Origin of the sequence: Pseudomonas sp. 8AS, assembly GCF_902506505.1 — a bacterium.
Classification (GTDB): domain Bacteria; phylum Pseudomonadota; class Gammaproteobacteria; order Pseudomonadales; family Pseudomonadaceae; genus Aquipseudomonas.
Window position 1 is genome coordinate 995,248 of record NZ_LR733406.1, and the last position, 25,171, is coordinate 1,020,418.

The 25,171-nt window shown below is 68.9% G+C and carries 26 protein-coding genes; 9 read left to right on the forward strand and 17 right to left on the reverse strand.

Annotation, left to right across the window (positions count from 1 at the left end):
* Positions 1–21 precede the first annotated feature (21 nt).
* The 3 genes from ybeY to miaB all read right to left on the reverse strand — a co-directional run bounded on the left by ybeY (position 22) and on the right by miaB (position 2,906).
* Positions 22–480, reverse strand: coding sequence for an rRNA maturation RNase YbeY (ybeY, locus tag GV001_RS04590; RefSeq protein WP_160078467.1), 459 nt, complete (start codon positions 478–480; stop codon positions 22–24).
* Positions 473–1,480: a PhoH family protein gene (locus GV001_RS04595; RefSeq protein WP_160078468.1), complete on the reverse strand. Its 1,008-nt coding sequence runs from the start codon at positions 1,478–1,480 to the stop codon at positions 473–475. Before GV001_RS04595 ends, ybeY begins: the two co-directional genes overlap by 8 nt.
* A 97-nt stretch (positions 1,481–1,577) precedes the next feature.
* Complete coding sequence (gene miaB, locus GV001_RS04600; protein ID WP_160078469.1) at positions 1,578–2,906, reverse strand: tRNA (N6-isopentenyl adenosine(37)-C2)-methylthiotransferase MiaB; 1,329 nt, start codon at positions 2,904–2,906, stop codon at positions 1,578–1,580.
* 133 nt (positions 2,907–3,039) lie between these two features.
* Here miaB and GV001_RS04605 point away from each other — a divergent pair, with 133 nt between their 5' ends.
* Complete coding sequence (locus tag GV001_RS04605) at positions 3,040–3,363, forward strand: DUF1820 family protein (protein WP_160078470.1); 324 nt, start codon at positions 3,040–3,042, stop codon at positions 3,361–3,363.
* Between the two features lie 27 nt (positions 3,364–3,390).
* Here the strand turns inward: GV001_RS04605 and GV001_RS04610 are convergent, their stop codons facing one another.
* The 4 genes from GV001_RS04610 to GV001_RS04625 all read right to left on the reverse strand — a co-directional run bounded on the left by GV001_RS04610 (position 3,391) and on the right by GV001_RS04625 (position 6,846).
* Positions 3,391–3,948, reverse strand: a complete 558-nt coding sequence (locus tag GV001_RS04610; protein ID WP_160078471.1) for a tetratricopeptide repeat protein — start codon at positions 3,946–3,948, stop codon at positions 3,391–3,393.
* A gap of 153 nt (positions 3,949–4,101) precedes the next feature.
* Positions 4,102–5,385: a glutamate-1-semialdehyde 2,1-aminomutase gene (hemL, locus tag GV001_RS04615; protein WP_160078472.1), complete on the reverse strand. Its 1,284-nt coding sequence runs from the start codon at positions 5,383–5,385 to the stop codon at positions 4,102–4,104.
* 17 nt (positions 5,386–5,402) lie between these two features.
* Entirely contained in the window at positions 5,403–6,038 is a 636-nt protein-coding gene (gene thiE / locus GV001_RS04620; protein ID WP_160078473.1) for a thiamine phosphate synthase, read from the reverse strand.
* A 10-nt stretch (positions 6,039–6,048) separates the two neighbouring features.
* The gene (locus tag GV001_RS04625) at positions 6,049–6,846 is read right to left on the reverse strand and encodes a hydroxymethylpyrimidine/phosphomethylpyrimidine kinase (protein WP_160078474.1); all 798 of its coding nucleotides are present in this window, start codon (positions 6,844–6,846) and stop codon (positions 6,049–6,051) included.
* 201 nt (positions 6,847–7,047) lie between these two features.
* On the opposite strand from GV001_RS04625, the gene GV001_RS04630 reads away from it, so the two are divergent.
* From GV001_RS04630 to amn, 4 genes are all read left to right on the forward strand, one after another.
* On the forward strand, positions 7,048–9,450 hold the full coding sequence (locus GV001_RS04630; RefSeq protein WP_160078475.1) for a hybrid sensor histidine kinase/response regulator: 2,403 nt from the start codon (positions 7,048–7,050) through the stop codon (positions 9,448–9,450).
* Positions 9,451–9,557: 107 nt separating this feature from the next.
* Complete coding sequence (locus GV001_RS04635; RefSeq protein WP_160078476.1) at positions 9,558–10,193, forward strand: TetR/AcrR family transcriptional regulator; 636 nt, start codon at positions 9,558–9,560, stop codon at positions 10,191–10,193.
* 1 nt (position 10,194) lies between these two features.
* Complete coding sequence (locus GV001_RS04640; protein WP_160078477.1) at positions 10,195–11,844, forward strand: acyl-CoA dehydrogenase family protein; 1,650 nt, start codon at positions 10,195–10,197, stop codon at positions 11,842–11,844.
* Between the two features lie 111 nt (positions 11,845–11,955).
* Positions 11,956–13,431 (forward strand): AMP nucleosidase, encoded by a 1,476-nt coding sequence (gene amn / locus GV001_RS04645; protein WP_160078478.1) that lies wholly within the window; start codon positions 11,956–11,958, stop codon positions 13,429–13,431.
* Between the two features lie 186 nt (positions 13,432–13,617).
* Here the strand turns inward: amn and GV001_RS04650 are convergent, their stop codons facing one another.
* Together GV001_RS04650 and GV001_RS04655 are read right to left on the reverse strand one after the other, a co-directional pair.
* The gene (locus tag GV001_RS04650; RefSeq protein WP_372238506.1) at positions 13,618–14,097 is read right to left on the reverse strand and encodes a GNAT family N-acetyltransferase; all 480 of its coding nucleotides are present in this window, start codon (positions 14,095–14,097) and stop codon (positions 13,618–13,620) included.
* Positions 14,094–15,119 (reverse strand): NAD(P)-dependent alcohol dehydrogenase, encoded by a 1,026-nt coding sequence (locus tag GV001_RS04655; RefSeq protein ID WP_160078479.1) that lies wholly within the window; start codon positions 15,117–15,119, stop codon positions 14,094–14,096. The genes GV001_RS04650 and GV001_RS04655 overlap by 4 nt, the downstream gene beginning before the upstream one ends.
* 239 nt (positions 15,120–15,358) lie before the next feature.
* Here GV001_RS04655 and GV001_RS04660 point away from each other — a divergent pair, with 239 nt between their 5' ends.
* Complete coding sequence (locus GV001_RS04660) at positions 15,359–15,892, forward strand: pseudouridine synthase (RefSeq protein WP_256664982.1); 534 nt, start codon at positions 15,359–15,361, stop codon at positions 15,890–15,892.
* A gap of 22 nt (positions 15,893–15,914) precedes the next feature.
* Here GV001_RS04660 and GV001_RS04665 read toward each other — a convergent pair whose 3' ends face one another.
* The 6 genes from GV001_RS04665 to GV001_RS04690 all read right to left on the reverse strand — a co-directional run bounded on the left by GV001_RS04665 (position 15,915) and on the right by GV001_RS04690 (position 19,337).
* On the reverse strand, positions 15,915–16,307 hold the full coding sequence (locus GV001_RS04665) for a globin (protein WP_160078481.1): 393 nt from the start codon (positions 16,305–16,307) through the stop codon (positions 15,915–15,917).
* An 86-nt stretch (positions 16,308–16,393) separates the two neighbouring features.
* The gene (locus GV001_RS04670) at positions 16,394–16,609 is read right to left on the reverse strand and encodes a DUF2788 domain-containing protein (RefSeq protein WP_160078482.1); all 216 of its coding nucleotides are present in this window, start codon (positions 16,607–16,609) and stop codon (positions 16,394–16,396) included.
* Between the two features lie 96 nt (positions 16,610–16,705).
* Positions 16,706–17,185: an Lrp/AsnC family transcriptional regulator gene (locus GV001_RS04675; RefSeq protein ID WP_160078483.1), complete on the reverse strand. Its 480-nt coding sequence runs from the start codon at positions 17,183–17,185 to the stop codon at positions 16,706–16,708.
* Positions 17,186–17,533: 348 nt separating this feature from the next.
* Entirely contained in the window at positions 17,534–18,418 is an 885-nt protein-coding gene (locus GV001_RS04680; RefSeq protein ID WP_160078484.1) for a cation diffusion facilitator family transporter, read from the reverse strand.
* Positions 18,415–18,921, reverse strand: coding sequence for a DinB family protein (locus GV001_RS04685; RefSeq protein ID WP_160078485.1), 507 nt, complete (start codon positions 18,919–18,921; stop codon positions 18,415–18,417). The genes GV001_RS04680 and GV001_RS04685 overlap by 4 nt, the downstream gene beginning before the upstream one ends.
* Entirely contained in the window at positions 18,921–19,337 is a 417-nt protein-coding gene (locus GV001_RS04690; protein WP_160078486.1) for a polyribonucleotide nucleotidyltransferase, read from the reverse strand. Before GV001_RS04690 ends, GV001_RS04685 begins: the two co-directional genes overlap by 1 nt.
* 137 nt (positions 19,338–19,474) lie before the next feature.
* Here GV001_RS04690 and hrpB point away from each other — a divergent pair, with 137 nt between their 5' ends.
* Positions 19,475–21,994, forward strand: a complete 2,520-nt coding sequence (gene hrpB, locus GV001_RS04695; protein ID WP_160078487.1) for an ATP-dependent helicase HrpB — start codon at positions 19,475–19,477, stop codon at positions 21,992–21,994.
* A 3-nt stretch (positions 21,995–21,997) separates the two neighbouring features.
* On the opposite strand, the gene GV001_RS04700 is transcribed toward hrpB, so the two are convergent.
* Positions 21,998–22,738, reverse strand: coding sequence for an ABC transporter substrate-binding protein (locus GV001_RS04700; protein ID WP_160078488.1), 741 nt, complete (start codon positions 22,736–22,738; stop codon positions 21,998–22,000).
* 103 nt (positions 22,739–22,841) lie between these two features.
* Positions 22,842–23,915 (reverse strand): endonuclease/exonuclease/phosphatase family protein, encoded by a 1,074-nt coding sequence (locus GV001_RS04705; protein WP_160078489.1) that lies wholly within the window; start codon positions 23,913–23,915, stop codon positions 22,842–22,844.
* A gap of 110 nt (positions 23,916–24,025) precedes the next feature.
* Between GV001_RS04705 and GV001_RS04710 the strand changes: the two genes are divergently transcribed.
* Together GV001_RS04710 and GV001_RS04715 are read left to right on the forward strand one after the other, a co-directional pair.
* The gene (locus GV001_RS04710) at positions 24,026–24,265 is read left to right on the forward strand and encodes a CDGSH iron-sulfur domain-containing protein (RefSeq protein ID WP_160078490.1); all 240 of its coding nucleotides are present in this window, start codon (positions 24,026–24,028) and stop codon (positions 24,263–24,265) included.
* Between the two features lie 66 nt (positions 24,266–24,331).
* Positions 24,332–25,171, forward strand: a complete 840-nt coding sequence (locus tag GV001_RS04715; RefSeq protein WP_160078491.1) for an SDR family oxidoreductase — start codon at positions 24,332–24,334, stop codon at positions 25,169–25,171.

Sequence of the window (25,171 nt, forward strand, 5' to 3'; positions counted from 1 at the left end):
CAGTTATTAGGGTGTTGGCAGTTATTCGTCGGCGGCGTACGGGTCGGGGTGGCCCAGTTCGGCCAGCAATTGCCGTTCCAGGGCTTCCATCTCCTCGGCTTCCTCGTCTTCGAGGTGGTCGTAGCCGAGCAGGTGCAGGCAGCCGTGGATCACCAGGTGGGCCCAGTGCGCCTCGCTGGTTTTGCCTTGTTCGGAGGCTTCGCGCTCGACCACCGGCACGCAGATCACCAGGTCGCCGAGCAGTGGGATGTCCAGCAGCCCATCCGGCACATCGGCGGGGAAGGACAGCACGTTGGTGGCGTAGTCCTTGTGCCGGAAGCTGTGGTTCAGCTCGCGGCCTTCGGCTTCGTCAACCAGGCGAATGGTCAGCTCGGAGTCGGCCGTGCGCTGGCGCAGGGCCAGTTCGCACCAGCGGCGAAATTGCGCCTCGCTCGGCAGTTGGCTGGCGGCCGAGGCATTCTGCAGGTCGAGTTCAAGCATCGCGCTGGCTGTCCCGGTGCTCGATCTTGCTCGGCTGACGCTCCTCGAAGCGCTCGTAGGCTTCGACGATGCGCTGCACCAGCGGGTGGCGCACCACGTCCTTGGGCTTGAAGTGGGTGAAGGTGATGCCGGGCACGTCGCGCAGTACTTCGATCACGTGGGTCAGGCCAGACTTGGTGCCGCGCGGCAGGTCGACCTGGGTGATATCGCCGGTAATGACGGCCGTCGAACCGAAGCCGATGCGGGTGAGGAACATCTTCATCTGCTCGAGGGTGGTGTTCTGACTCTCGTCGAGAATGATGAAGCTGTTGTTAAGGGTGCGCCCGCGCATGTAAGCCAGCGGGGCGATCTCGATCACCTGCTTCTCGATCAGCTTGGCCACCTGTTCGAAGCCGAGCATCTCGTAGAGCGCGTCGTACAGCGGGCGCAGGTAGGGGTCGATCTTCTGCGCCAGGTCGCCGGGGAGGAAACCGAGCTTCTCGCCGGCCTCGACCGCCGGGCGCACCAGCAGGATGCGTCGCACCTGTTCGCGCTCCAGCGCGTCGACCGCGCAGGCCACCGCCAGGTAGGTCTTGCCGGTGCCGGCCGGGCCGACGCCGAAGTTGATGTCGTTGTCCAGAATCGACTTCACGTAGCGCTGCTGGTTGGCGCCGCGCGGCTTGATCACGCCTTTCTTGGTGCGCAGGGTGACGCCGCCGGTGCTGCGTGGGTCGCTGTTGAGTTCCTCGATCCCCGACTCCTGCAGGAACAGGTGCACCAGATCCGGCGACAGCTCGGTACCCTTGGTTTCCCGGTACAGGCGGCGCAGCAGGTTTTCTGCAGAGTGGGTGTGGTGCGGTTCGCCGATCAGCTCGAATTGATTGCCGCGGTTGCGGATTTCAATGGCCAGGCGTTGTTCGATCAAGCGCAGGTGCTCGTCGAATTGCCCGCAGAGATTGGCGAAGCGGCGTGCTTCGAAGGGTTCGAGGGTGAAACGATGCGGTTCTATGGGCGCGTTCAAAGTGGTTTTTTGGCCGCCAGTCGGCTGGGATGATGATCGAAGGATAACCCCGCGCGCCCCAGGGTGAAAGCATGGGGGCGCGGAGAAAGAGTAGCCATTAGTCGAGCAGGCTGCCGCGCAGGGAGTGGGGCAGGGCGTCGTCGATATGCACGTCGACGAACTGGCCGATCAGGCCCGGGTTGGCGCTGCGGAAGTTGACCACGCGGTTGCTCTCGGTGCGGCCCTGGAGCATGCCCGGGTCCTTCTTCGAGTAGTCGCTGACCAGGATGCGCTGCACGCTGCCGACCATCCGTCGGCTGTTCTCGAAGCCCTGCTGGCTGAGGCGGTGCTGGAGCAGGGCCAGGCGCTGTTTCTTGACCTCTTCCGGGGTGTCGTCGGGCAGGTCGGCGGCCGGGGTGCCGGGGCGCGAGCTGTAGACGAAGGAGTAGGAGAAGTCGAAGCCGACCTCCTCGATCAGCTTCATGGTCTGCTCGAAGTCTTTTTCCGTTTCCCCCGGAAAGCCGACGATGAAGTCCGAGCTGATCAAGATGTCCGGAACCGCCGCCTTGAGCTTGCGGATGCGCGACTTGTATTCCAGCGCCGTGTGGTTGCGCTTCATCGCCGCCAGGATGCGGTCGGAGCCGGACTGCACCGGCAGGTGCAGGTGTTTGACCAGTTCCGGGATCTCCGCGTGGGCCTGGATCAGCGCGTCGGAGAACTCCAGCGGGTGGCTGGTGGTGTAGCGGATACGGTCGATGCCGTCGATGGCGGCGACCAGGTAGAGCAGTTCGGCGAAATCGGCGATGCTGCCGTCGCGGGTCGGGCCGCGGTAGCCGTTGACGTTCTGCCCGAGCAGGGTGACTTCACGCACGCCGTGCTCGGCGAGGTGGATGATCTCGGCCAGCACGTCGTCCAGCGGGCGGCTGACTTCCTCGCCGCGGGTGTAGGGCACCACGCAGAAGGTGCAGTACTTGCTGCAGCCTTCCATGATCGAGACGAAGGCGCTGGGGCCGTCGATGCGCGGCTCGGGCAGGCGGTCGAATTTCTCGATCTCGGGGAAGCTGATGTCGACCTGGGCGGTCTTGGTTGAGCGCGCGGCGTCGATCATTTCCGGCAGGCGGTGCAGGGTCTGCGGGCCGAACACCACGTCGACATAGGGCGCGCGGTCGCGGATGGCGGCGCCTTCCTGGCTGGCCACGCAGCCGCCGACGCCGATCACCAGGTTGGGGTTTTCCAGTTTCAGCTCGCGCCAGCGGCCCAGCTGGGAAAATACCCGGTCCTGGGCTTTTTCGCGGATCGAGCAGGTATTGAGGAGGATCACGTCGGCTTCCGCCGGATTCTCCGTGACTTCCAGGGCCTGGTGTTCGCCCAGCAGATCGACCATGCGCGAGCTGTCGTACTCGTTCATCTGGCAACCGTGGGTTTCGATATAGAGCTTCTTGGCCATGGGGTCTTCGTCGCGGGTGGTTCGATTGAACCGCGCATTATAGGGCGCGCACGGCGTGCTTCCTAGGCTTGCCTGTCCGGTGGCTATGCTATGCTTTGCACCCCCTTTTATTCCCGGTGTTTCCCCGTCGTCCATGAGCAAGCGTGAACCTATCTACAAGGTGATTTTCCTCAACCAGGGCCAGGTGTACGAGATGTACGCCAAGCAGATCTATCAAAGCGATCTGTGGGGCTTCCTGGAGGTCGAGGAGTTCGTCTTCGGCGAGCGCACCCAGGTGGTGGTCGACCCCAGCGAGGAAAAACTCAAGGCGCAGTTCGACGGCGTGGTGCGCAGCTTCGTGCCGATGCACGCGATCATCCGCATCGACGAGGTCGAGCGCCTGGGCACGCCCAAGATCAGCGAGGCCAAGGGCAGCGGCAACGTGATGCCCTTCCCCATGCCGATGCCGGACAAGTAAGGCGGTGTCAGGCGCCGCCGGGCAGGGTCACTGGTCGGGCTGGCTCGGCGTGAAGGCCGGTGCGGTGTCGATGGACTGCAGTTCCAGCAGGTAGTTGCGGAAGATCTGCCCGAGGACCTGGCTGGCCAGTTGCAGCTCTTCGCGGTTCATCTGCGCGGCGACCTGGTCGGCGCTGTCCATGGCCTCGTCCGAACCGTTGATCGCGGCCATCTTCAGCACGATATAGGCCTGCACGTTGTTGGCCGGGACGCCTTCGCCGCGGAAGAACATGCTGCCCAGGCGCAACTGGGCCTGGGCATTGCCTTGCAGCGAGGCCTGCTCGAACCAGTGCAGGGCCTGCGCCAGGTCGCGCGGCGCGCGCGTGCCGTCGTAATGGAATTCGCCCAGTTCGTACTGTGCGGCCGCGTCGCCCTGCTGGGCGGCCTGCTGGCAGGCGGCGAGGGCTTGCGGTAGATCTTCCGGGGCGGTGTTCAGCGAGCAGCGGCCGAGCGCGGGGATCAGCAAGGCGTCGCCTTCCGCATGGGCCGGCAGGGAAGGGGCAAGCAACAGGCAGCCCAGGATCAGGGCGCGGCCGGTGCATTTCATGGGAATTACAGTGCCTCGCGAAACCGACGGGCTCCAAGCCCGGCCGGCGGAACGCGCCGGCCGTCACATTATGTGATAAGCCGGTGCGCCGTTACAAAGTCTTTGCGGGCATTTGTGCCGGTAAAGGCGGCGGGATTGCCCCGCCGCCGGCCGTCACTTGAGTGCGGCGAAGGCGCGCTCGGCGGCGTCCAGGGTCAGTTGCAGCTCGGTTTCGCCGTGGGCGATCGAGGTGAAGCCGGCCTCGAAGGCGCTCGGGGCCAGGTACACGCCGCCTTCCAGCATCAGGTGGAAGAAGCGCTTGAAGCGTTCGGCATCGCTGGCCATCACGTCGTCGAAGGTGACGATGTCGTCTGCGCCGCTGAAGTACAGGCCGAACATGCCACCCGCCTGGGTGGTAACGAAGGGGATGCCGGCGGCATCGGCGCGATCCTGCAGGCCTTGCAGCATGCGGCTGGTGTAGTCGCTGAGTTCCTGGTGGAAGCCCGGACGGCTGATCAGCTTGAGGGTGGTCAGGCCGGCGGCCATGGCCAGCGGGTTGCCTGACAGGGTGCCGGCCTGGTAGACCGGGCCCAGCGGGGCGATGCAGCCCATGATCGCGCGCTTGCCGCCGAAGCAGCCGACCGGCATGCCGCCGCCGACGATCTTGCCGAAGGTCGACAGGTCCGGGGTCACGCCGTAGTGCGCCTGGGCGCCGCCGAGGGCGACGCGGAAGCCGGTCATCACTTCGTCGAAGATCAGCACCACGCCATGCTTGTCGCACTGCTCGCGCAGGCCCTGGAGGAAGCCCGGGGCCGGCGGCACGCAGTTCATATTGCCGGCCACCGGCTCGACGATGATGCAGGCGACGGTCGAGCCGACTTCGGCCAGGCACTGCTCGACGGCGGCCAGGTCGTTGAACGGCAGAGTCAGGGTGTGCTTGGCAAAATCCGCCGGCACGCCCGCCGAACTCGGCACGCCCTGGGTCAGAAGGCCGGAGCCGGCCTTCACCAGCAGGCTGTCGGAGTGGCCGTGGTAGCAGCCTTCGAACTTGATGATCGCGTCGCGGCCGGTGTAGCCGCGGGCCAGGCGGATGGCGCTCATGGTCGCCTCGGTGCCGGAGCTGACCATGCGCACCATCTCCATCGACGGCACGATGCTGCACACCAGGTCGGCCATCTCGGTTTCCATGGCGGTCGGCGCGCCGTAGGACAGGCCGTGCTGCAGCTGCTGGCGTACCGCGTCGAGCACTTGCGGGTGGCTGTGGCCGAGGATCATCGGGCCCCAGGAGCCGACGTAGTCGACGTAGCGCTTGTCATCCTCGTCGGTGACGTAGGCGCCTTCGGCATGCTTGAAGAACAGCGGGGTGCCGCCGACGCTCTTGAAGGCGCGCACCGGCGAGTTGACGCCGCCGGGGATGTGCTTCTGGGCGTTGGCGAACAGGGTTTCGGAACGGGACATGACAGGGCTCTCTCGAATCAGGAGGACGGGAACAGCACGCTGAACGCGCGCGCGCGCCTCTCCACCTCGGCGGCAGAGGGGGCGGAAAACAGGGCGTGGACCACGGCCAGCAGGTCGGCGCCGGCGCGGATCAGACCGCCGGCGTTATCCAGGGTGATGCCGCCGATGGCCACCAGCGGCACATTGAAGTGCGCGCGGGCCTGGGTCAGCAGCTCGGGGGTGGCGGCGGGTGCACCAGGCTTGGTGTTGGAGTTGAAGAAACGGCCGAAGGCCAGGTAGCTGGCGCCTTCGCGACTGGCGGTGGCGGCCAGCTCCAGCTGGGCGTGGCAGGTGGCGCCGATGATCGCCCGGCGCCCGAGCAGGGCGCGGGCGGCGGCCAGCGAGCCGTCGCCCTGGCCCAAGTGCAGGCCGACGCCCAGGCGCGCGGCCAGCTCGGCATCGTCATTGATGATCAGCCCGGCGCCGTAGCGCAGGCACAGCTCGCGCAGGGCCTCGGCCTCGCGCAGACGGCGGGCGGCATCGGCGGACTTGTCGCGGTACTGCAGCAGGCGGGCGCCGCCCTTCAGGGCCGCCTCGACATAGGGCAGCAGGCGGCCATCGGCCAGCAGCTGGCTGTCGGTGATGGCATACAGCCCGCGAAGCGGCGTGCTCACGAACGGCTACTCACAGGGAGAAGTCCAGCGGCAGGCGGCGCGGCACGAACTGGCCGTGGCCCGGCTGCTCGGCGTCGCGCAGGGTGCGCCAGGTGTAGTCGAGGGCCGAGCGCACGGCGCTGATCACTTCCTCGCCGAGGGCCAGGCGCCCGGCCAGGGTGCTGGCCAGGGTGCAGCCGGAACCGTGGTAGCTGCCCGGCAGGCGCGCGCAGGTGAAGTCGTGGCGGCTGCCGTCGCGGCCGTACAGGCGGTTGTGGATTTCCGTTTCGTCGCCATGGCCGCCGGTGATCAGCAGGTACTGGCAGAACGGCAGCAGCTTCTCGGCGCACTGGTCGGCGGAGCCGTCCGGCAGTTCGGCGAGGATGCGCGCTTCCGGCAGGTTCGGCGTGGCGATGGCGGCGACCGGCAGCAGGCGCTCGCGCATGGCGTAGCCGACGTCGTCCTTGCCCAGCGAGCCGCCACCGCCGGCGCGCAGCACCGGGTCGCAGACCAGCGGGATGCAGGGCAGCCGCTGCATGATCTCGACCACGGTGTCGACCATCTGCACCGAGCCGAGCATGCCCAGCTTGACTGCGGCTACCGGCAGGTCGGCGATGATCGCGTGGGCCTGGGCCAGCACCCATTCGCGGTCGAGTACGCGGAAGTCGCTGACGTTGACCGTGTCCTGCACGGTCAGCGCGGTGACGGCGGGAGCGGCGTGACAGCCCTGGGCGAGCAGGGCTTCGATGTCCGCCTGCAGGCCGGCACCACCACTGGGGTCATGGCCGGACAGACAGAGGACGACGGGGCGGGAGTTATGTCTGTTCATGGCGCGCGAGCTTACCACCAAACCCGTGCTCCCGCCCCGTGGCATCGACCCGGCGGCGCACGAGCGACTGCCGCGCTTGCAACCTGACTTCTCAGTTATGTATGCGGGCTGCTAGAGTGCGCCACACTCAATCATTGCGTGCCTGGGAGGCGCCTGCGGGCCGGCTGGCCTGGGCGTCGTCGCGGGCTCTGGCGGAGCGGCATGCGCTGCATTTTCCTCTGGCTCCTATGCCTGCTGCCGGCCTTGGCCGGTGCTGTCGAGTTCGACGAAGACACCCGGCGCCTGCCGCTCGGTGCGGTGATGCACGTGTTCGAGGATGTGCGCGGCGACGCCAGCATCGCCGAGATCAGCTCGCCGGCCCTGCAGGGCAGCTTCCGCCAGCACCGGCAGGCGGTGCTGAATGCCGGCTACTCGCGCTCGGTGTTCTGGTTGCGCCTCGACCTGCAGTACCGGCCGCGCCAGCCCGGCAAGGCGCAGCCCTGGTACCTGGAGCTGGCCTACCCGCCGCTGGATCACCTGGATCTCTACGTGCCCGATGGCGCCGCCGGCTATCGCCTGGCTCAGCGCACCGGTGACGCCCTGCCGTTCGCCAGCCGGCAGATCAAGCAGAACAACTACCTGTTCGCCCTCGATCTGCCGCCGGGGCAGACCCAGCGCCTCTACCTGCGTCTGGAAAGCCAGGGCTCGATGCAGGCGCCGCTGACCCTGTGGTCGCCGCAGGCCTACCTGGAAGAACAGCCCAAGCGCATCTACGTGCTCGGCATCATCTACGGCGTGCTGCTGGTGATGCTGATCTACAACCTGTTCATCTTCTTGAGCGTCAGGGATACCAGCTACCTCTATTACATCTTCTATATCGGTTCCTTCGGCCTCTACCAGGTCTCGGTCAACGGCGCCGGTATCGAGTACTTCTGGCCGAACAATCCCTGGTGGGCGAACGCCGCCACGCCGTTCCTGATCGGCTCGGCGGCGCTGTTCGGCTGCCAGTTCGCCCGCAGCTTCCTGCATACCGCCGAGCACAGCCCCTGGGTCGACCGCGCCCTGCTGCTGATGATGGCCTGCGGCGCCCTGGTCATGACCCTGGCGCTCACCGCCAGCTACGCCCTGGCGCTGCGCATGGCGACCTACCTGGCGCTGGGCTTCACCGTGGTGATCTTCAGCGCCGCGATCCTCGCCTGGGTGCGCGGCATGCGCGTGGCGCGCTACTTCATCTTCGCCTGGAGCGCCTTCCTGCTCGGCGGCCTGGTCAACACCCTGATGGTGCTGGGCTACCTGCCCAACCTGTTCCTCACCATGTATGCCAGCCAGATCGGCTCGGCGCTGGAGGTCGGCCTGCTGTCCCTGGCCCTGGCCGACCGCATCAATGCGATGAAGGAGGAGCGCGCGCGCATCCTCCAAGGGTCCGGCCGCGAGCTGGAAGTCCTCAACCGCGAGCTGGCCACCAGCAACCGGCTGAAGGACGAGTTCCTCGCCACCGTGACCCACGAACTGCGCACGCCGATGAACGGGGTGATCGGCTCGCTGGAACTGATGCAGACCCTCAAGCTGGACGTGGAGCTGGAGCAGTACCAGAAGACCGCCGCCAGCTCGGCGCGCGACATGATGCGCATGGTGGGCGACATCCTCGCCCTCACCGAGCTGCAGGCCGGCAAGCTCTACCCGCGGCGCGAACCGTTCAGCCTGCGCGGCCTGCTCGACGGCCTGCGTGCGCAGTATTCGCCGCGCGCCACGGAGAAGGGCCTGGCTTTCCTCGTCGAGCTCGACGACAGCCTGCCCGACACCCTCGAGGGCGATGCCGGCAAGCTGGCGCAGAGCCTCGGCTACCTGCTCGACAACGCGATCAAGTTCACCCACCAGGGCGGCGTGACCCTGCGCGTCACCGCGGCCGGGCCGCTGGCGGCGAGCATGCCGCTGCGCATCGAGGTGGTCGACAGCGGCATCGGCTTCACCACGCCGGCCGAGGGCAACCTGTACCAGCGCTTCCTCCAGCTGGACGGCTCGATGACCCGCCAGTACGGCGGGCTGGGCATCGGCCTGGCGATCTGCCGCAAGCTGGTCGAGTTGCTCGGCGGCAGCCTGCAGCACCGCTCGCTGCCGGGCCAGGGCAGCGTCTTCGAGCTGAACCTGCAGCTCAGCCTGCCGGTGCAGAGTCACGAACAGGTCGCCACGCGCCGGCCGGGCGGCGGCCAGCCCCTGCGCCGTCCGGAACAGTGCCGGGTGCTGGTGGTCGAGGACAATGCGATCAACCAGCTGGTCACCCGCGGCATGCTGCTCAAGCTCGGCTACCGCGTGCGCACCGCCGACAACGGCGCCGAGGCGCTGGAGTACCTGCGCAGCGAGGCGGTCGACGCGGTGCTGCTCGACTGCCAGATGCCGGTGATGGACGGCTTCGCCACCTGCCGCGCGTTGCGTGCCCTGCCGGGCTGCGCCGAGCTGCCGGTGCTGGCGATCACCGCCCACAGCCACAGCGGCGACCGCGAGCGCTGCCTGGCCGCCGGCATGAGCGACTACCTGGCCAAGCCGGTGAAGTTCGTCGAGCTGCAGAGCCTGCTGCACGACTGGGTGCTGTGCCGGGCGCAGGTAGATGCGCCGCCGGTCGCCTGAGTCGCGCGCAGTAGGATTTTTCGGCGCATTTTTGGCTGAAGTGCCGCCTTCTCTCAAGATCTGAATCGTGATTCACTGAGCTGGATTCATGAACAAGGATTCAGCTCATGAGCTATCGAGTGACCGCGGCCCGCCTCGACCGTGACCAGGCAATGCGCGAGCGCATCCTCGCCTGCGCCCTGGCGCGGGTCAGCGAAGGCGGCTTCGCTGCATTGACCATGCAGGCCCTGGCTGCCGATGCCGGGGTGGCCACTGGCAGCCTGTACCGCCACTTCAGCGGCAAGGGCGAACTGGCCGCGGAAGTCTTCAGCAAGGCCTGCCGCATCGAGGTCGAGGTGCTCGGCGAGATCCTCCGCGGCCCCGGCACGCCGACCCAGCGCCTGGCCGCCGGCCTCGAACAGTTCGCCGCCCGCGCCTGGCACAGCCGGCGCCTGGCCTTCGCCCTGATCGCCGAACCGGTCGAGCCGGAAGTCGACGAGCAGCGCCTGCTGTTCCGCGAGGCCTATGCCGAGCTGTTCATCGAGCTGCTCGCCGAGGGCGTGCGCTGCGGCGAGTTCCGCGTGGCGCAGCTCGGCCTCAGCGCCGCCTGCCTGGTCGGCGCCATCGCCGAAGCCCTGGTCGGCCCGCTCTCGCCACCGGCCCGTGCCGCCCGCGCCGCCGGCCTGCCGACCCTGGAGCTGACCCGCGTCAGCCAAGCCCTGATCACCTTCTGCCTGCGCGCCGTCGGCGCCCCGGAGTCCTGATATGTCCCTGCAGCAGTTCGCCGAAACCCACGAAGTGTTCAACCAGGTGCCGCCCCTGGATGGCGCCAACCTCTATCGCGTCGACCTGCCCCTGCAGGAGTGGATCCGCCGCTTCGGCGGCGGCTGGGCCGAGGACCGCCTGGATGCCTACGGCGCCCTGGCCGGCGGGCCGCTGATGGCGGCCGGCTTCCTCGCCAACGAGAACAAGCCGGTGTTCAAGAGCCACGACCGCTACGGCCACCGCATCGACCTGGTGGAATTCCACCCCGCCTACCACGAGCTGATGCGCACGGCGATCGAGCACGGCCTGCCGTCGCTGCCCTGGACCGACCCGCGCGCCGGTGCCCATGTCGCCCGTGCCGGGCTGACCTACCTGCACAGCCAGGCCGAGGCCGCCAGCGGCTGCCCGCTGACCATGACCTTCGCCGCAGTGCCGGCGCTCAAGCTGCAGCCGGACATCGCCGAGACCTGGCTGCCGAAGGTCCTCGCTACCCAATACGACCCGCGCAACGTGCCGATGGCGCAGAAGGCCGGCGTCACCATCGGCATGGCGATGACCGAGAAGCAGGGCGGCACCGATGTGCGCGCCAACACCACCCGCGCCCATGCCGTGGGGGCCGGTGGCCCGGGCCAGGCCTACGAACTGGTCGGGCACAAGTGGTTCTGCTCGGCGCCGATGTGCGATGCCTTCCTCACCCTGGCCTACACCGACAAGGGCCTGACCTGCTTCCTGCTGCCGCGCCACCGCCCGGACGGCACGCGCAACCAGTTCTACGTGCAGCGGCTGAAGAACAAGCTGGGCAACTGGGCCAACGCCTCCAGCGAGGTGGAATTCCGTGGCGCCCTGGCCTGGATGGTCGGCGAGGAGGGCCGCGGCGTGCCGACCATCATCGAGATGGTGGCGCTGACCCGCTTCGACTGCATGGTCGGCTCCAGCAGCCTGATGCGCCAGGCCCTGAGCCAGGCCGCGCACCACTGCGCCTACCGCCAGGTCGGCGGCCGCGTGCTGGCCGAGCAGCCGCTGATGCAGAACGTGCTGGCCGACCTGGCCCTGGAAAGCGAGGCGGCGCTGGCCCTGACCCTGCGCATGGGCCGCGCCCTGGACCACCCGCACGACGCGCAGGAGGCGAAGTTCGCCCGCCTGGTCACCGCCATCGGCAAGTACTGGATCTGCAAGCGCGCGCCGGCCATGATCAACGAGGCCGCCGAATGCATGGGCGGCGCCGGCTACGTCGAGGACACCATCCTCCCAAGGCTGTACCGCGAGGCGCCGGTCAACTCCACCTGGGAAGGCTCGGGCAACGTGCAGTGCCTGGATGTGCTGCGTGCGCTGTCCAAGGAGCCGGGCGTGCTCGACGCGCTGTTCGCCGAGCTCGGCGACGGCCACGGCGATGCCCGGCTGAAAGCCCATATCGCGCAATTGCAGGCGGCCTTCCGCGACACCGGCGACATCCAGTACCGCGCCCGCCAGCTGACCGAGGACGTGGCCGTGGCCCTGCAGGCCAAGCTGCTGCTGGAGGCCGGCAATGCCACGGTGAGCGACGCCTTCATCGCCAGCCGCCTGGGCGGCGGCGGACGGGTCTACGGCACCCTGCCGCGCGGCGTGGATGCTCCGGCGCTGGTGGCGCGCAGCACGCCGCATCTGGTCTAAGCAGCCGGCTGCCGCTGCCGCCATACCCGCCGCCTGGAGCATCGCCCGGCTGGCGGGCGGTGGCGGCAAAGGCGCAAGATAGGGCGGTATTTCCAGTCAGGAAGCTGCCCCGTGACCGTTATTTCGCCCGCCGGATTCGTCATCGTCGCCACCGCCGAGGAGGCCGTCGAGCGCCTCGCGGCCCTGCATCGCCAGGCCACCGAGGCGCTGAGCCAGGCACTGAAGAACTACCTCAAGGAACGCACCCAGCCCAGCGCCGGCCAGCGCGCCCTGTTCCGCTACCCGGAACTGCGCCTGACCTATCACTGCCAGGGCGAGGTGCCGAGCACCGTGCGCGCCTACGCCAAGGTGCAGCTGCCCGGCACCTACCGGGTCAGCGTGACCCACCCGGATGCGTTTCGCGGCTACCTGCTCGATCAGTTGCGCCCGCTGATGGACGACTTCACCGTCACCGTCGAGGTCGGCCTCAGCCAGCAGAACATTCCCTATCCCTACGTGGTCGAGCAGGGCGACGAGCTGGCCGGCTCCGGGGTGAGCGCCGCCGAGCTGGCGCGGGTGTTTCCCAGCACCGACCTGTCCGCCGCCACCGACTCGGTGGCCGACGGCCTGTTCGACTGGGGCGACAGCAGCGACCTGCCGCTGGCGCTGTTCGACGCGGCGCGCACCGACTTCTCCCTCAAGCGCATCCAGCACTACACCGGCAGCGACTGGCGTCACGTGCAGCCGTGGATCCTGCTGACCAACTACCACCGCTATGTCGACCAGTTCATCCGCCACGGCCTGGAGCGCCTGCGCGACGACCCGCGCTTCGTGCGCATGGTGCTGCCGGGCAACGTGATCATCGAGCGCGGCACCAGCGAGGACGATGCCCAGGCCGTGGCCGACGCGGTGGTCTGGCACCGCTACCAGATGCCGGCCTACCACCTGATCGCCGCCGACGGCCACGGCATCACCCTGGTCAATATCGGCGTCGGCCCGTCCAACGCGAAGAACATCACCGACCACCTGGCCGTGCTGCGCCCGCACTGCTGGCTGATGATCGGCCACTGCGGCGGCCTGCGCCAATCGCAGACCATCGGCGACTACGTGCTGGCCCACGCCTATATGCGCCGGGACGGAATACTGGACCGGGTGCTGCCGCCGCACATTCCCATCCCGGCCCTGGCCGAGGTGCAGCAGGCCCTGCAGGAAGCGGCCGCCAGCGTCACCGGCGAGCGTGGCGAGACCCTGAAGAGGCGCCTGCGCACCGGTACCGTGCTGACCTACGACGACCGCAATTGGGAACTGCACTGGGCCCACGAGCGGCCGCTGATCAACCTGGCCCGGGCGGTGGCGGTAGACATGGAAAGCGGTACCGTCGCCGCCCAGGGTTATCGCCTGCGCGTGCCCTACGGCACCCTGCTGTGCGTATCGGACAAGCCGCTGCACAGCGAGATGAAGCTGCCCGGCTCGGCCAGCGGCTTCTACCAGCGTGCGGTCAGCCAGCACCTGTCGATCGGCATCGCCGCCCTCGACCTGCTGCGCTGCCAGCTCGACTCGCTGCACTCGCGCAAGCTGCGCAGCTTCGACGAGCCGCCGTTCCGCTAGGGCGTGGCAGCGAATCTGCCGCAGGCTGTGCGCACCGCAAAACCCGCGCGGGTCCATGGTGCGCACGGTGCACCCCGCGCGACACGCGCCGGGCCTTAGCTGGGTAGGATGGGTTGAGCGTAGCGATACCCATGTGGGGCTATTGCGATGGGCCGGCGCGGCAGCCTGAGTACAGGGCCCGCGGCGTCAGGCTCTCCCGCGCAGCCGCAGATGCAGCAGGGGATACGGCCGGTCGGCGCCGTCCAGCGCTGAACGGCCGATCTGCTCGAAGCCCTGGCTGAGGTAGAAGGCCAGGGCCTGGGGATTCTGTTCATTGACGTCGACCAGACGCACGCCGTCGTGCGCGATGGCGTGGCGCAGCAGCGCCTTGCCCAGGCCGCGGCCGTGCTGGTCGGGGTCGACGAAGAGCATCTCCAGCCTGTCCTCGGCGGTGCCGGAAAAGCCCAGCACCCGGCCGTGCCCGTCGCGCAAGCAGGCCAGGCGCACCAGGTCGAAGTACTGCTCGCACAGCATGCGCTTGTAGAACTGGATGTCCTCCTCGCCGAGGAAGTGGTGGGTGGCGCGCACCGCCGCTTCCCACACCTGCAGCAGGCGCGGGCGGTCGGTGCCGTCGACCGCGCCCAGATGCCAGGGCGCGTCGCGGTGCCAGTGGAACAGGCCGCTCACCGGCTGGCGTCCAGCACCACCCGGTAGCGCGCCTTGCCCGCACGCAGGTGGTCGATGGCGGCATTCACCTGGCTCATCGGGAAGTGCTCGACCTGCGGCAGGATCTGGTGGCGGGCGCAGAATTCGAGCATGGTCTTCATGCTCGCCGGCGAACCCACCGGCGAGCCGGACAGGCTGCGCTGGCGCGGAATCAGGTTGAACACGTGCACCGGGATCGCGCTCGGCACGATGCCGACGAAGTGCAGGCGGCCCTTGCCGGCCAGGGTGCCGATCAGCGCATTCCAGTCCAGGTCGGCGCTGGCGGTGACCAGCAGGAAGTCCAGGCTGCCGGCCATCGCCTTGAGCGCGGCGCTGTCGGTGGAGGCCACCACCTTGTGCGCGCCCAGGCGCCTGGCCTCGTCCTGCTTGCTCAGCGAGGAGGTGAAGGCGGTGACCTCGCAGCCCCAGGCATTGAGAAAGCGCAGGGCCAGGTGGCCGAGGCCGCCGATGCCGACCACGCCGACCCGGTCGGTGGGCTTGACGTCGAATTCCAGCAGCGGGGCGAATACCGTGGAGCCGGCGCAGAACAGCGGGCCGACCAGCGCCGGGTCGAGCCCGTCCGGCAGCGGGATGGTCCAGGCCCAGTGGGCGCGCAGGCGATCGGCGAAACCGCCGTGGCTGCCGACAATGGTCGGCTGCACCTTGCCGCACAGCTGGTGCGAGCCTTCCATGCACGAGCCGCAGTGCATGCAGCTACCCTTGTACCAGCCGATGCCGACCCGCTGGCCGAGCTTGAGGCCGCGCGCCTGCTCGCCCAGGCGGACGATGGTGCCGACCACTTCATGGCCGGGGATGAAGGGGTAGCGGGCATTGCCCCACTCGTTGTCGATCATCGACTGATCGGAGTGGCAGATGCCGCAGTATTCCACGGCCACCTCGACTTCTTCGGCGCCCAGCGGGCCCGGGTCGTACTGGTGGCGTTCGAGGGGCGCGCCGGCGGCGGTGGCGGCCCAGCCGGTGAAAGTGGCGAGTTCGCTGTTCATGGGGCAATCCTTCGGGCAGATGAGTCGACCCGAGCAGCTTAGTCGTTGTCGACGTCCGCCGGGTGGTCCATCAGCCAGGCTGATGATGCGGGCTACGCCTCGGGTAAACTGGCGCTCCTTTTCCTCAGTTTGGAATCCGCATGCCGCGTCCTCCTCGTCCCAACGCCCCGCCGCGCCCCGCCGGCAAACCGGCCCCGCGGCGGCAGGCCAAGGCGCCGCCGGCCGCGCCGCGGCTGCTGATGCTGAACAAACCGTTCGACGTGCTGACCCAGTTCAACGACGAGCAGGGCCGCGCCACCCTCAAGGATTTCGTCGCGGTGCCCGGCGTCTACCCGGCCGGGCGCCTGGACCGCGACAGCGAAGGCCTGTTGCTGCTGACCAACGATGGCCGCCTGCAGGCGCAGATCGCCGACCCCAAGCACAAGCTGGCCAAGACCTACTGGGTGCAGGTGGAGGGCGAACCGAGCGAGGAACAGCTGCGCCAGCTGCGCGAGGGCCTGCAGCTCAACGACGGGCCGACCCTGCCGGCCGAGGCGCGCCGCCTGGCGGAGCCGCAGCTGTGGGAGCGCACTCCGCCGGTGCGCTTTCGCAAGAGCGTGCCGACCGCCTGGCTGGAACTGGTGATTCGCGAGGGGCGCAACCGCCAGGTGCGGCGCATGACGGCTGCCGTGGGCCTGCCGACCCTGCGCCTGGTGCGTGTGCGCATCGGCCCCTGGAGCCTGGAGGGGCTGGCGCCGGGGCAGTGGCGCGAACTGCCGCCCCGGCTGGACTGAGCGGTGGTGGGAAAGCCGCTGATCAGTAGCCGGACTTGATCACGCCGATGCCCTTGTTCAGCACCTCGCGCCAGGCGCTGCGGATGCTTTCGCTGAACTGGCCGTCGTGGGCGGCGATGCTCATCAGCAGGGCGTCCAGCCACAGGTCGTAGAGTTCCGGGCGGATGTCCAGGCGGCCGCGCGCATGGCTTTCGCCGAGGGCGCGCAGCTTGGTGTCGGGCATGCCGCGGGCGTACATCACCAGATTGAGGATGCCCTGGCGCAGCAGCTGCTTCTGGGCCGGCATGTCGGTGTTGGTGAACTTGTCGCGCACCTGCGGCGAGCTGGCGAGGAAGTAGCGGTAGAAATCGTCGAAGAAGGTGGCGCTGGCGCAGCAACGTCCATAACTCTGCATGACCAGATCGGTGGCTTTCATTGAAACTCCTGAACAGCGAATAACGACGGCGCCGCAGCCGGGGCTGCGGTCAGCGCGTTCAATAGTGGGGTGCTGCGCGGGGCGGACTACTCGATGCCCCGGGCCACCTCGATGATGTAGGTGATCACCGGCTTGGCGGCAAAGCCGAACAGGCACAGGCCGAGGCCGAGAAACAGCACGGCGGTACCCAGGCGGCCGGCCTTGGACTTCTTCGCCAGGTCCCAGATGATGAAGGCCATGAACACCATCAGCCCGCCAACCAGGACGTACATCATCAGGGCTTCGAACTCTTCGGTTTCCACGGCGACCTCTTCGGCAATAGCTGGGATAGACAGCGGGCGGCGATTATACGCGCCTGCGGCCGAGCTGGCAGCAGACCTTGGTCGGCCCCGTGCGCGTCACTCGCGCAGGTGCTCGAGCGGCAGCTCGGTGCTGGCCAGTACCTGATCGAGGACGAAGCTGGAGCGCACGCTGGTCACACCCTCGATGCGGGTCAGCTGGCCGAGGAGGAATTTCTGGTAGTGGTCCATGTCCGGCACCACCACCTTGAGCTGGTAGTCGGCGTCCATCCCGGTCACCAGGCTGCATTCGAGCACCTGCGGGCATTGGCGGATCACCGCCTGGAAGTGCTCGAAGCGCTCGGGGGTGTGCCGGTCCATGCCGATCAGGACGAAGGCGGTGAGGCTCAGACCGAGCTTCTTGCGATCGAGCAGGGCCACCTGGCGCACGATGTAGCCGTCGTCCTCCAGCTGCTTGACCCGCCGCGAACAGGGTGAGGGCGACAGGCCGATGCGCTCGGCCAGCTCCTGGTTGGAGATGCGCGCATCGCGCTGCAATTCGGCGAGGATGCGCAGGTCGTAGCGGTCGAGCTTGTTCATTCCAGGGCTTCCTTGTTGTCAGATTGCGCTTATCACTCTATCAATGAGTAAAAATTGCGCAAGTAATGCTTTGCTGAGCAATATTAGCAATCCTTGGTCGCGCCCTGGCGGTTAAGCTTCTCCCCAGTTTCATGGCCCGGACGTTGATGTCCACCCGCGGCGCCCAATCAGGTGCCGCGGCGCCGGCGGTCCTACCGGATCGCGCAGGCTCCCGGGTCCGCACCGCCCAACCAGGCGGGCGAGGAAAGCAGCGCCACGAACGCTAGTGCCGGACAAGAAAAAGGGGAGGCCACGGGCCTCCCCTTTTTCTTGCCTGCAATTTGCCGGCGCAGGTCGCTGGGCGCGGCGTCAGCGCCTGACCACATCCAGCGGGTCGGCGTGCACCAGCACCTCGGCCTGGGCGAACTCGCCGCGAATGGCGTTTTCCACCTGCTCGCACAGTTCATGGGCCTGCTGCAGGCTGAGTTCGCCGGGAATCTCCACGTGCAGCTGGACGAACCAGTGCATGCCGGAGCGGCGGGTGCGCAGGTCGTGGGCGCCGACCACACCGTCCACGCCGCAGGCGAGCAGGAGCATGCGCTGGCTGAGTTCGGCGGCCAGTTCCTGATCCATCAGCACGGCGCAGGCCTCGCGGGCGATGCCCACGGCGCTCCACAGGATGAAGAAGGCGATGGCGATGCCGAACAGCGCGTCCACCTGGGGCCAGCCGAAGCTGGCCAGCACCAGGGCCAGCAGGATGCTGCCGTTGAGCAGCAGGTCCGAGCGGTAGTGCAGGGAGTCGGCACGGATCGCCGTGGAGCCGGTGATCCGCACCACGCGGTGCTGGAAGGCCAGCAGGGCGCCGGTCAGCAGCAGCGAGACGAGCATCACCAGCACGCCGAGGGTGGGGGTGCTCAGTGGCTGCGGGTTGAGGAAGCGCTCGACCCCGTGCACCCCGACCAGCCCCGCGCTGAGGCCGATGAACAGCGCCTGGCCGAGCCCGGCCAGGGCCTCGGCCTTGCCGTGGCCGTAGCGGTGGTCGGCATCCGCCGGGCGCAGGGCATAGTTCACCGCGATCAGGTTGAGCAGCGAGGCGGCGCCGTCCAACAGCGAGTCGGTCAGGCCGGCGAGCAGGCTGACCGAGCCGCTCAGCCACCAGGCGACAGCCTTGGCCAGGGCCAGGATCAGGGCCACCGCCAGCGCGGTGCCGGTGGCCAGGCGCAGCAGGCGGGCGTGTTGCGGGTCAATTCTCATGGCAGCTCGGGCAGGGCGTAGAGGTAGTCCAGCACGGGGGCCGGCTGGCCCATGGCGGTCAGCGCGGCACTGATCTGCCCGCGGTGGTGGGTGCCGTGGTTGACCAGGTGTGGGACGATTTCCGCCAGCGGGCGCAGCTGCTGCTCGCCGGCCAGGTTGCGGTAGGCGATCGGCGCCAGCAGGTCGGCGTCTTCCAGGTCTTGGAGCAGGTCGCGCCAGGCGGCGACGCCGATCTCCAGGTAGTTCTCCAGGGCGCCGAGTTCGCTGGCCACTTCGACATCCAGACGGTCGAACGGATGCACCTCGAAGCGGGCACGGGCCAGCCACAGGCGGTCGGCCACCGCCAGGTGGTTGAGGGTGCCGTGGATGCTGCCGAAGAACAGCCCGCAGGGCGCGCGGTACTGCTCCTCGCTGAGGCTCGCCAACTGTCCGCAGAGGCGGGCGTAGGCCCAGCCGTGGTAGGCCAGCAGGCGCTGCAGGTGATTGGTGAGTACCTTGTGCATCAGGCCTCCGGGCGCAGGCCGTAGGCGGCCAGTTGCGCGCTGCTGCCACTGTGCTGGATCAGGCGCGGATCGTCGAGGGGCAGCTGCTGGCCGGTTTCGCGCAGGATGATGGCCTTGAGCTTGAGCGGGTCGACCTGGCCGTCGGCGCCGATGGCGTCCTGCAGCTGCTCGGGGGCCACCGAGTACTGGTCGTTGGGCAGGTAGATGGCGCCGGTGGCGAAGTCGATGCCGAAGGCGATCAGCCCCGGGATCACGTAGAACAGGATGCCGACGGCGTTGAGGCCGGCCACCAGCGGGTCGATGCGGCCTTCGATCTGGCCGCGCCGATCGGGAAAGAAAATGCTGCCACAGGCGGTCAGCTGGCTGAACAGGCTGGCGAGCAGAACGCCACCGATGACACGGGAACTCAAGCGCATACGCACCTCCAGAAAAATCAGCCGGCACTATACCAAGCCCGCCATTGCAGTTGGATGGCCCATTGCAGACCACGCCCGGCAGCGTCCGGTTCAGTGGCCGGCTCCTCTATAATCGCCGCCTTGTTCGCGGAGCCGCCATGACCCCCTTACCTATCGATGCCGTACTGCCGGCCCTGCGCGCCGCCCTGGGCGAACGCCACGAGGCCGTGCTGGAGGCGCCGCCGGGCGCCGGCAAGACCACCCGCGTGCCGCTGGCCCTGCTCGCCGAGCCCTGGCTGGCCGGACAGCGCATCCTCATGCTCGAACCGCGCCGCCTGGCCGCCCGCGCTGCCGCCGAGCGCCTGGCCAGCGAGCTGGGCGAGCCGGTCGGCGAAACGGTCGGCTACCGCATCCGCCTGGAGAGCAAGGTCGGCCCGCGCACGCGTATCGAGGTGGTCACCGAGGGCATCCTCGCCCGCCGCCTGCAGGACGACCCGGCGCTGGAGGGTGTCGGCCTGGTGATCTTCGACGAGTTCCACGAGCGCAGCCTGGACGCCGACCTGGCCCTGGCCCTGTGCCTCAACGGCCGCGAGCTGCTGCGCGACGAGCCGCCGCTGAAGGTGCTGCTGATGTCGGCGACCCTGGAGGGCGAGCGCCTGTCGCGCCTGCTCGGCGATGCGCCGGTGGTGTCCAGCGAGGGGCGCATGCATCCGGTGGATATCCGCTGGGGCAGCCCGTTCCAGCCCGGCGAATGGCTGGAGCCGCGGGTGGTGCAGACGGTGCTGCAGGCCCTGGCCATTGAGCCGGGCAGTTTGCTGCTGTTCCTTCCCGGCCAGGCCGAGATCCGCCGGGTGCATGAGCAGCTGGCCGAGGCCCTGGGCGGGCGCGACGAGATCCTGCTCTGCCCGCTGCACGGCGAGCTGGATCTGGCGGCCCAGCGCGCGGCCATCGAGCCGGCGCCGGCCGGCAAGCGCAAGGTGGTGCTGGCGACCAATATCGCCGAGACCAGCCTGACCATCGACGGCGTGCGGGTGGTGGTCGACGCCGGCCTGGCGCGGGTACCGCGCTTCGACCCGGCCAGCGGCATGACCCGCCTGGACACCCAGCGCATCTCCCGCGCCAGCGCCACCCAGCGCGCCGGCCGCGCCGGGCGCCTGGAACCGGGGGTGTGCTATCGCCTGTGGTCGCAGGCCCAGCACGAGCAGCTGGCCGCTTACGGCACGGCGGAAATCCTCGCGGCCGACCTGGCCGGGCTGGCCCTGCAGCTGGCACGCTGGGGCGTGACGCCTGCCGAGCTGGCCTGGCTCGATGCGCCGCCGGCCGCGCCCTTCGCCCAGGCCCGCGACCTGCTGACGCGCCTCGGCGCCCTGGATGAACGCGGCGTGCTCACCGCCCACGGCCAGGCCATGGCCGAGTTGCCGGCGCACCCGCGCATCGCCCATCTGCTGCTGCGCGGCCAGGCCCTGGGCCTCGACAATCTGGCTTGCGACCTGGCTGCGCTGCTTGGCGAGCGCGACATCCTGCGCGGCGCCGGCGCCGACCTGCACAGCCGCATCGCCCTGCTCAGTGGCGCCGACAAGGCCTCGCGCGGCAGCCAGGGCGGCGTGCAGCGCGCGCGCCAGCTGGCCCGCCAGTTCCGCTCTTATCTGAAAGGCCCGCGCAATGAGGCGGTGGCCGATCCCGAGCATCCGCGCTGGCTCGGCTGCCTGCTGGCCTTCGCCTACCCGGACCGGGTCGCCCGCCAGCGCCGCGCCGGGGGCGGCGACTACCGCCTGGCCAACGGCCGCGCCGCCCAGTTCGGCGAGCCGGATGCGCTGATGAAACACGAATGGCTGGTGATCGCCGACCTCGGCAGTCGCCAGGGCCAGCGCGAGGAGCGCATCTACCTGGCGGCCGATCTCGATCCGGCGCTGTTCGACGGGGTGCTGGCCGAGCAGGTCAGCAGCCGCGAGGAGCTGGAGTGGGACGAGCGCGAGGGCGTGCTGCGTGCCGAGCGCCAGCGCAAGGTCGGCGAGCTGGTGCTCAGCCGCGAGCCGCTGAAAGAGCTTGATGAGGCGGCGCGCGCCCGTGCCCTGCTCGGCCTGGTGCGGCGCAAGGGCCTGGAACTGCTGCCCTGGACTCCCGAACTGCGCCAGTGGCAGGCGCGGGTGGCGCTGCTGCGGCGCCTCGACCTGGCCGAGAAGCCGGCCAGCGACTGGCCGGATGTCAGCGATGCCGCCCTGCTGGCGACGCTGGAGGATTGGCTCTTGCCCTATTTGGGTAAGGTCAGCCGGCTCAGCCACTTCGCCGGCCTGGACCTGCCCGGCATCCTCGCCGGCCTGCTGCCCTGGCCGCTGCCGCAGCGCCTGGACGAGCTGGCGCCGCGCAGCCTGACGGTGCCGTCCGGCTCGCGCATCGCCATCGACTACGCCGAGGAACCGCCGGTGCTGGCGGTGCGCCTGCAGGAGCTGTTCGGCCTGGCCGCCACCCCGCGCATCGGCGGCGGGCGCCTGGGGCTCAAGCTGCACCTGCTGTCGCCGGCGCGCCGCCCGGTGCAGGTGACCCAGGATCTGGCCAGTTTCTGGGCCAATACCTACGGCGAGGTGAAGAAGGATCTCAAGGGTCGCTACCCCAAGCACTACTGGCCGGACGACCCGCTGATCGCCGAGCCGACGGCGCGGGCCAAGCCGCGCAAGTGATGGCTACTGCAGGTCGAGGTCGGCGCCGCTGGCCTGCAGTTCCTCGTAGGCGCGGTCCAGGCTCTCCAGCAGTTCGGCGCTGCCGGGGCTGTGGCGCGAGGCGATCAGGCGCAGCTTCAGGTGCTGCAGCACGGTGAAGGGCAGCGGTTCGATGCCCAGCTCCTTGCGCGCCTGCTCCACCGGGCTCTGGTAGTCGATGAGGAAGTCGCCGCGCTTGCGCAGGAGCATTTCCAGGGCGGCCGAGTGGGTGCTGGTGCGGTGGGTGAGCAGGCCCAGGGCCGGGTCGCCGAGCATGTCGTTGACCTGCTTCCAGTAGCTGTAGCCGCTGATCAGGATGATCCCGCGCCCGGCCAGGTCGCGGGGGATCTGCGGCGGCGGGGTGTCCGGGCGGTAGTACAGGGCCAGGTTGATCTCGCCGAAGTGATTGCGCGCCTCCAGGGTGTGGCCGGCCAGTTCGGCCTTGCCGCCGGCCCCCGGCCACAGCTGCACGCTGCCGTCCTGCAGGCCGGCATAGACGCGGGCGCCCGGTAGCGAGCGGTAGACGCCGCGGTAGCCGGCATGGCGCAGCAGGCGTTCGGTCAGGGCCAGCACGCTGCCGCGCGGCTGGCCGTCGCGGCCGGTCCAGGAATAGGGAGGAAATTCGTAATAGCCGACGGTAACCGGGCGCAGGGTTTCGCCGGTTTGTGCCTGCGCGAAGGCGCAGCAGAGGAAGCTCAGCAGAACAACTAAAAGCGATCTTGGCATTGTCTATTTCGCGGCTCTGCGGCCGTCTTGTTGTTATTGCGATGACGATTCGCCCTGAGCATGGAGGCCGCCACGGGCTTTGTCCAGTCGTCGGGGTGACCGGTCAGTCGAGCGGCAACAGCAGGCGGGCGCTGAGCGGTAGATGGTCGGAAATGCCGCGGGTATCGGCATCCCGTACCCGCGCGTCGAGGCGTACCAGGCGCGGGCTGTGCAGCAGGTAGTCGACCGTGCGGTCGGCCGTGCGCAGCTCGGGGTCGTTGGGGTGCTGAGTGTACCAGGCCGGCTGGCTGGTCTCGCTCGGGCTCGGGATGCTCGGGTAGCGCGCCAGCAGCGGCGCCAGCTCGCTGGGTTGCTGGTAGTGCCGGCGCTGGCGGGGTGCCAGGTGCTGGTACTGGCCGGGCGGCAGCAGGTTCAGGTCGCCGCCGAGCAGCCAGGGCGTGCGCTGGCTTTCCAGCTGGTCGAGCAGGCTGCCGGTCATCGCCACCTGGCGCGCCGCGTCGTCGCCGCTGGCGCTGGGTTCGGCCAGCTGGGTGTTGATCAGCACCAGTTCCTGGCCGTTGGCCAGCGGCAGGTAGCTGGCGAGCAGGGCGTGCTGCGGCTGGAACTGGCGGCTCAGCGGGTTGCCGCGCAGGCGGGGCAGCTGCAGGCGTTCGGCGCGGGCGATGCGCACGCGGCTGAGGGTGGCCAGCCGCATGCCGACGCTGCCCATGATCTGCGGGTGCGGCACGAACGCCGCCTGCCAGTAGAGGGCCGCGGCGCTGCATGGATAGAGGTCGTTGAGGCGTTCGCGCAGCAGCTGCAGCTGGTTCTGGTAGTCGCTGGCGCGGGCGCCGTCGTGCAGTTCCTGCAGCAGCACCAGGTCGGGCTGTTCGTCACGGATCACCCGCGCCACTTCGTCGAGGTTGTAGGCCAGGTCGGTGGCGCTCGGGCGCAGGTCGCGGCCGCCGGCCTGGTCGTGCCAGAACACGTAGCGCTTGCCGGCCAGGTACTGCACGTTCCAGGTCATCACCTTGAGCGCCTGGCCGGGTTGCAGCAGCGGGGTGCCGGCCGGGCAGGCGAGCTGCGCCGGCTCGCGGGCGGCGGGGTGCCAGGTCAGGCTGTAGACCAGCGCCGCGAGGACGCTGGCGCAGCTCAGCAGGCCGAGCAGGAATAAGCGCAGGGGGCGGGGCAGGGTCATCGGCCGGGCTGGACTATGCTGAAAGTGCCCGAGCATACCCGAGAAGCGCCGCCCGGGCATGCCCGCAGCCACTTGCACCGCGGCATTCGCAGCCACCGAGGAGTGCGCCAATGGACGAGGTACGGATCGCTCAACGAGGCCCCTACGCGGTGGATGTCTGCGCCGGGCAGGACTACTTCTGGTGTCGCTGCGGGCGCAGCGCCAGGCAGCCGTTCTGTGACGGCTCGCATCAGGGCACCGGCCTGCGGCCGCTGAAGCTGCATGCCGAACGCAGCGAGACCCTGTTTTTCTGCGGCTGCAAGCACAGCCATACGCCGCCGCTGTGCGACGGTACGCATAACGATCTGTAGGGCATAAGCTGTTGCTGCTCGCCTGTTCGATTGAGCGGCGGCAGATTGCAGAACCAGGGGGCTCGTATGTATCGCAAGGTATTCGCCAGCAAGGTGTTCGAACGCAAGGTGGTGCTGATTACCGGCGGCTGTGCCGGCATCGGCCGCGCCCTGGCCATGCGCCTGGCCCAGGCCGGTGCGCGCCTGGTGATCCTCGACCTGCAGCAGGCGGAGCTCGACAGCCTGCTGCAGCACCTGCGCGACAACCTCAACTGCGAGGCCATCGGCCTGTGCTGCGACGTGGCCGATGCGCAGGCGGTGAAGCAGGCGGTGGCGCAGGCCTGCGAACGCTTCGGCGGCATCGACGTGCTGATCAACAATGCCGGCATCACCCACCGCAGCACGTTCGCCGAGACCGAGCTGGCGGTGTTCCAGCGGGTCATGGCGGTCAACTACTTCGGCGCCGTGCACTGCACCAAGGCGGCGTTGCCGAGCCTGGTGGCGCGGCGCGGGCAGATCATCGTGCTCAGTTCGCTGTCCGGCTTCGCCCCGCTGCTCTACCGCAGCGCCTACAACGCCAGCAAGCATGCCCTGCACGGCCTGTTCGAGACCCTGCGCGCCGAGCTCAAGGGCTCGGGAGTGAACGTGATGCTGGTCTGTCCCGGCTTTACCGCCACCGACCTGCGCAAGAACGCCCTGGTCGGCGACGGCTCGGTGGCCCAGCAACCGCCGCTGGCGATCGGTAAGGTGGCTTCCGCCCAGGATGTCGCCGAGGCCATCTACCGTGGCGCCCTGCGTCGCCGGCGCCTGCTGGTGCTGTCCAACGTCAACTGGCGGGCGCGCCTGCTGGCGCGCTTCTTCCCGCGCCTGTTCGAGCGCGTGCTGCTGCCGCGGCTGTCCGGGTTGAAGCCCGGTTCCAGCCGCTAG

Excerpts from the sequence above, each read along its gene's own strand:
- GV001_RS04605 (WP_160078470.1), top strand. The coding sequence starts at position 3,040 with ATGAGCAAGCGTGAACCTATCTACAAGGTGATTTTCCTCAACCAGGGC.
- GV001_RS04715 (WP_160078491.1), top strand. The coding sequence starts at position 24,332 with ATGTATCGCAAGGTATTCGCCAGCAAGGTGTTCGAACGCAAGGTGGTG.
- GV001_RS04690 (WP_160078486.1), bottom strand. The coding sequence starts at position 19,337 with ATGCGCTTGAGTTCCCGTGTCATCGGTGGCGTTCTGCTCGCCAGCCTG.
- miaB (WP_160078469.1), bottom strand. The coding sequence starts at position 2,906 with ATGGCCAAGAAGCTCTATATCGAAACCCACGGTTGCCAGATGAACGAG.
- ybeY (WP_160078467.1), bottom strand. The coding sequence starts at position 480 with ATGCTTGAACTCGACCTGCAGAATGCCTCGGCCGCCAGCCAACTGCCG.
- GV001_RS04665 (WP_160078481.1), bottom strand. The coding sequence starts at position 16,307 with ATGAAAGCCACCGATCTGGTCATGCAGAGTTATGGACGTTGCTGCGCC.
- GV001_RS04680 (WP_160078484.1), bottom strand. The coding sequence starts at position 18,418 with ATGAGAATTGACCCGCAACACGCCCGCCTGCTGCGCCTGGCCACCGGC.
- hemL (WP_160078472.1), bottom strand. The coding sequence starts at position 5,385 with ATGTCCCGTTCCGAAACCCTGTTCGCCAACGCCCAGAAGCACATCCCC.
- GV001_RS04655 (WP_160078479.1), bottom strand. The coding sequence starts at position 15,119 with ATGAACAGCGAACTCGCCACTTTCACCGGCTGGGCCGCCACCGCCGCC.
- hrpB (WP_160078487.1), top strand. The coding sequence starts at position 19,475 with ATGACCCCCTTACCTATCGATGCCGTACTGCCGGCCCTGCGCGCCGCC.
- GV001_RS04640 (WP_160078477.1), top strand. The coding sequence starts at position 10,195 with ATGTCCCTGCAGCAGTTCGCCGAAACCCACGAAGTGTTCAACCAGGTG.
- GV001_RS04625 (WP_160078474.1), bottom strand. The coding sequence starts at position 6,846 with ATGAACAGACATAACTCCCGCCCCGTCGTCCTCTGTCTGTCCGGCCAT.
- GV001_RS04635 (WP_160078476.1), top strand. The coding sequence starts at position 9,558 with ATGAGCTATCGAGTGACCGCGGCCCGCCTCGACCGTGACCAGGCAATG.
- GV001_RS04710 (WP_160078490.1), top strand. The coding sequence starts at position 24,026 with ATGGACGAGGTACGGATCGCTCAACGAGGCCCCTACGCGGTGGATGTC.
- GV001_RS04630 (WP_160078475.1), top strand. The coding sequence starts at position 7,048 with ATGCGCTGCATTTTCCTCTGGCTCCTATGCCTGCTGCCGGCCTTGGCC.
- GV001_RS04700 (WP_160078488.1), bottom strand. The coding sequence starts at position 22,738 with ATGCCAAGATCGCTTTTAGTTGTTCTGCTGAGCTTCCTCTGCTGCGCC.
- GV001_RS04675 (WP_160078483.1), bottom strand. The coding sequence starts at position 17,185 with ATGAACAAGCTCGACCGCTACGACCTGCGCATCCTCGCCGAATTGCAG.
- GV001_RS04610 (WP_160078471.1), bottom strand. The coding sequence starts at position 3,948 with ATGAAATGCACCGGCCGCGCCCTGATCCTGGGCTGCCTGTTGCTTGCC.
- GV001_RS04685 (WP_160078485.1), bottom strand. The coding sequence starts at position 18,921 with ATGCACAAGGTACTCACCAATCACCTGCAGCGCCTGCTGGCCTACCAC.
- GV001_RS04660 (WP_256664982.1), top strand. The coding sequence starts at position 15,359 with ATGCTGAACAAACCGTTCGACGTGCTGACCCAGTTCAACGACGAGCAG.
- GV001_RS04705 (WP_160078489.1), bottom strand. The coding sequence starts at position 23,915 with ATGACCCTGCCCCGCCCCCTGCGCTTATTCCTGCTCGGCCTGCTGAGC.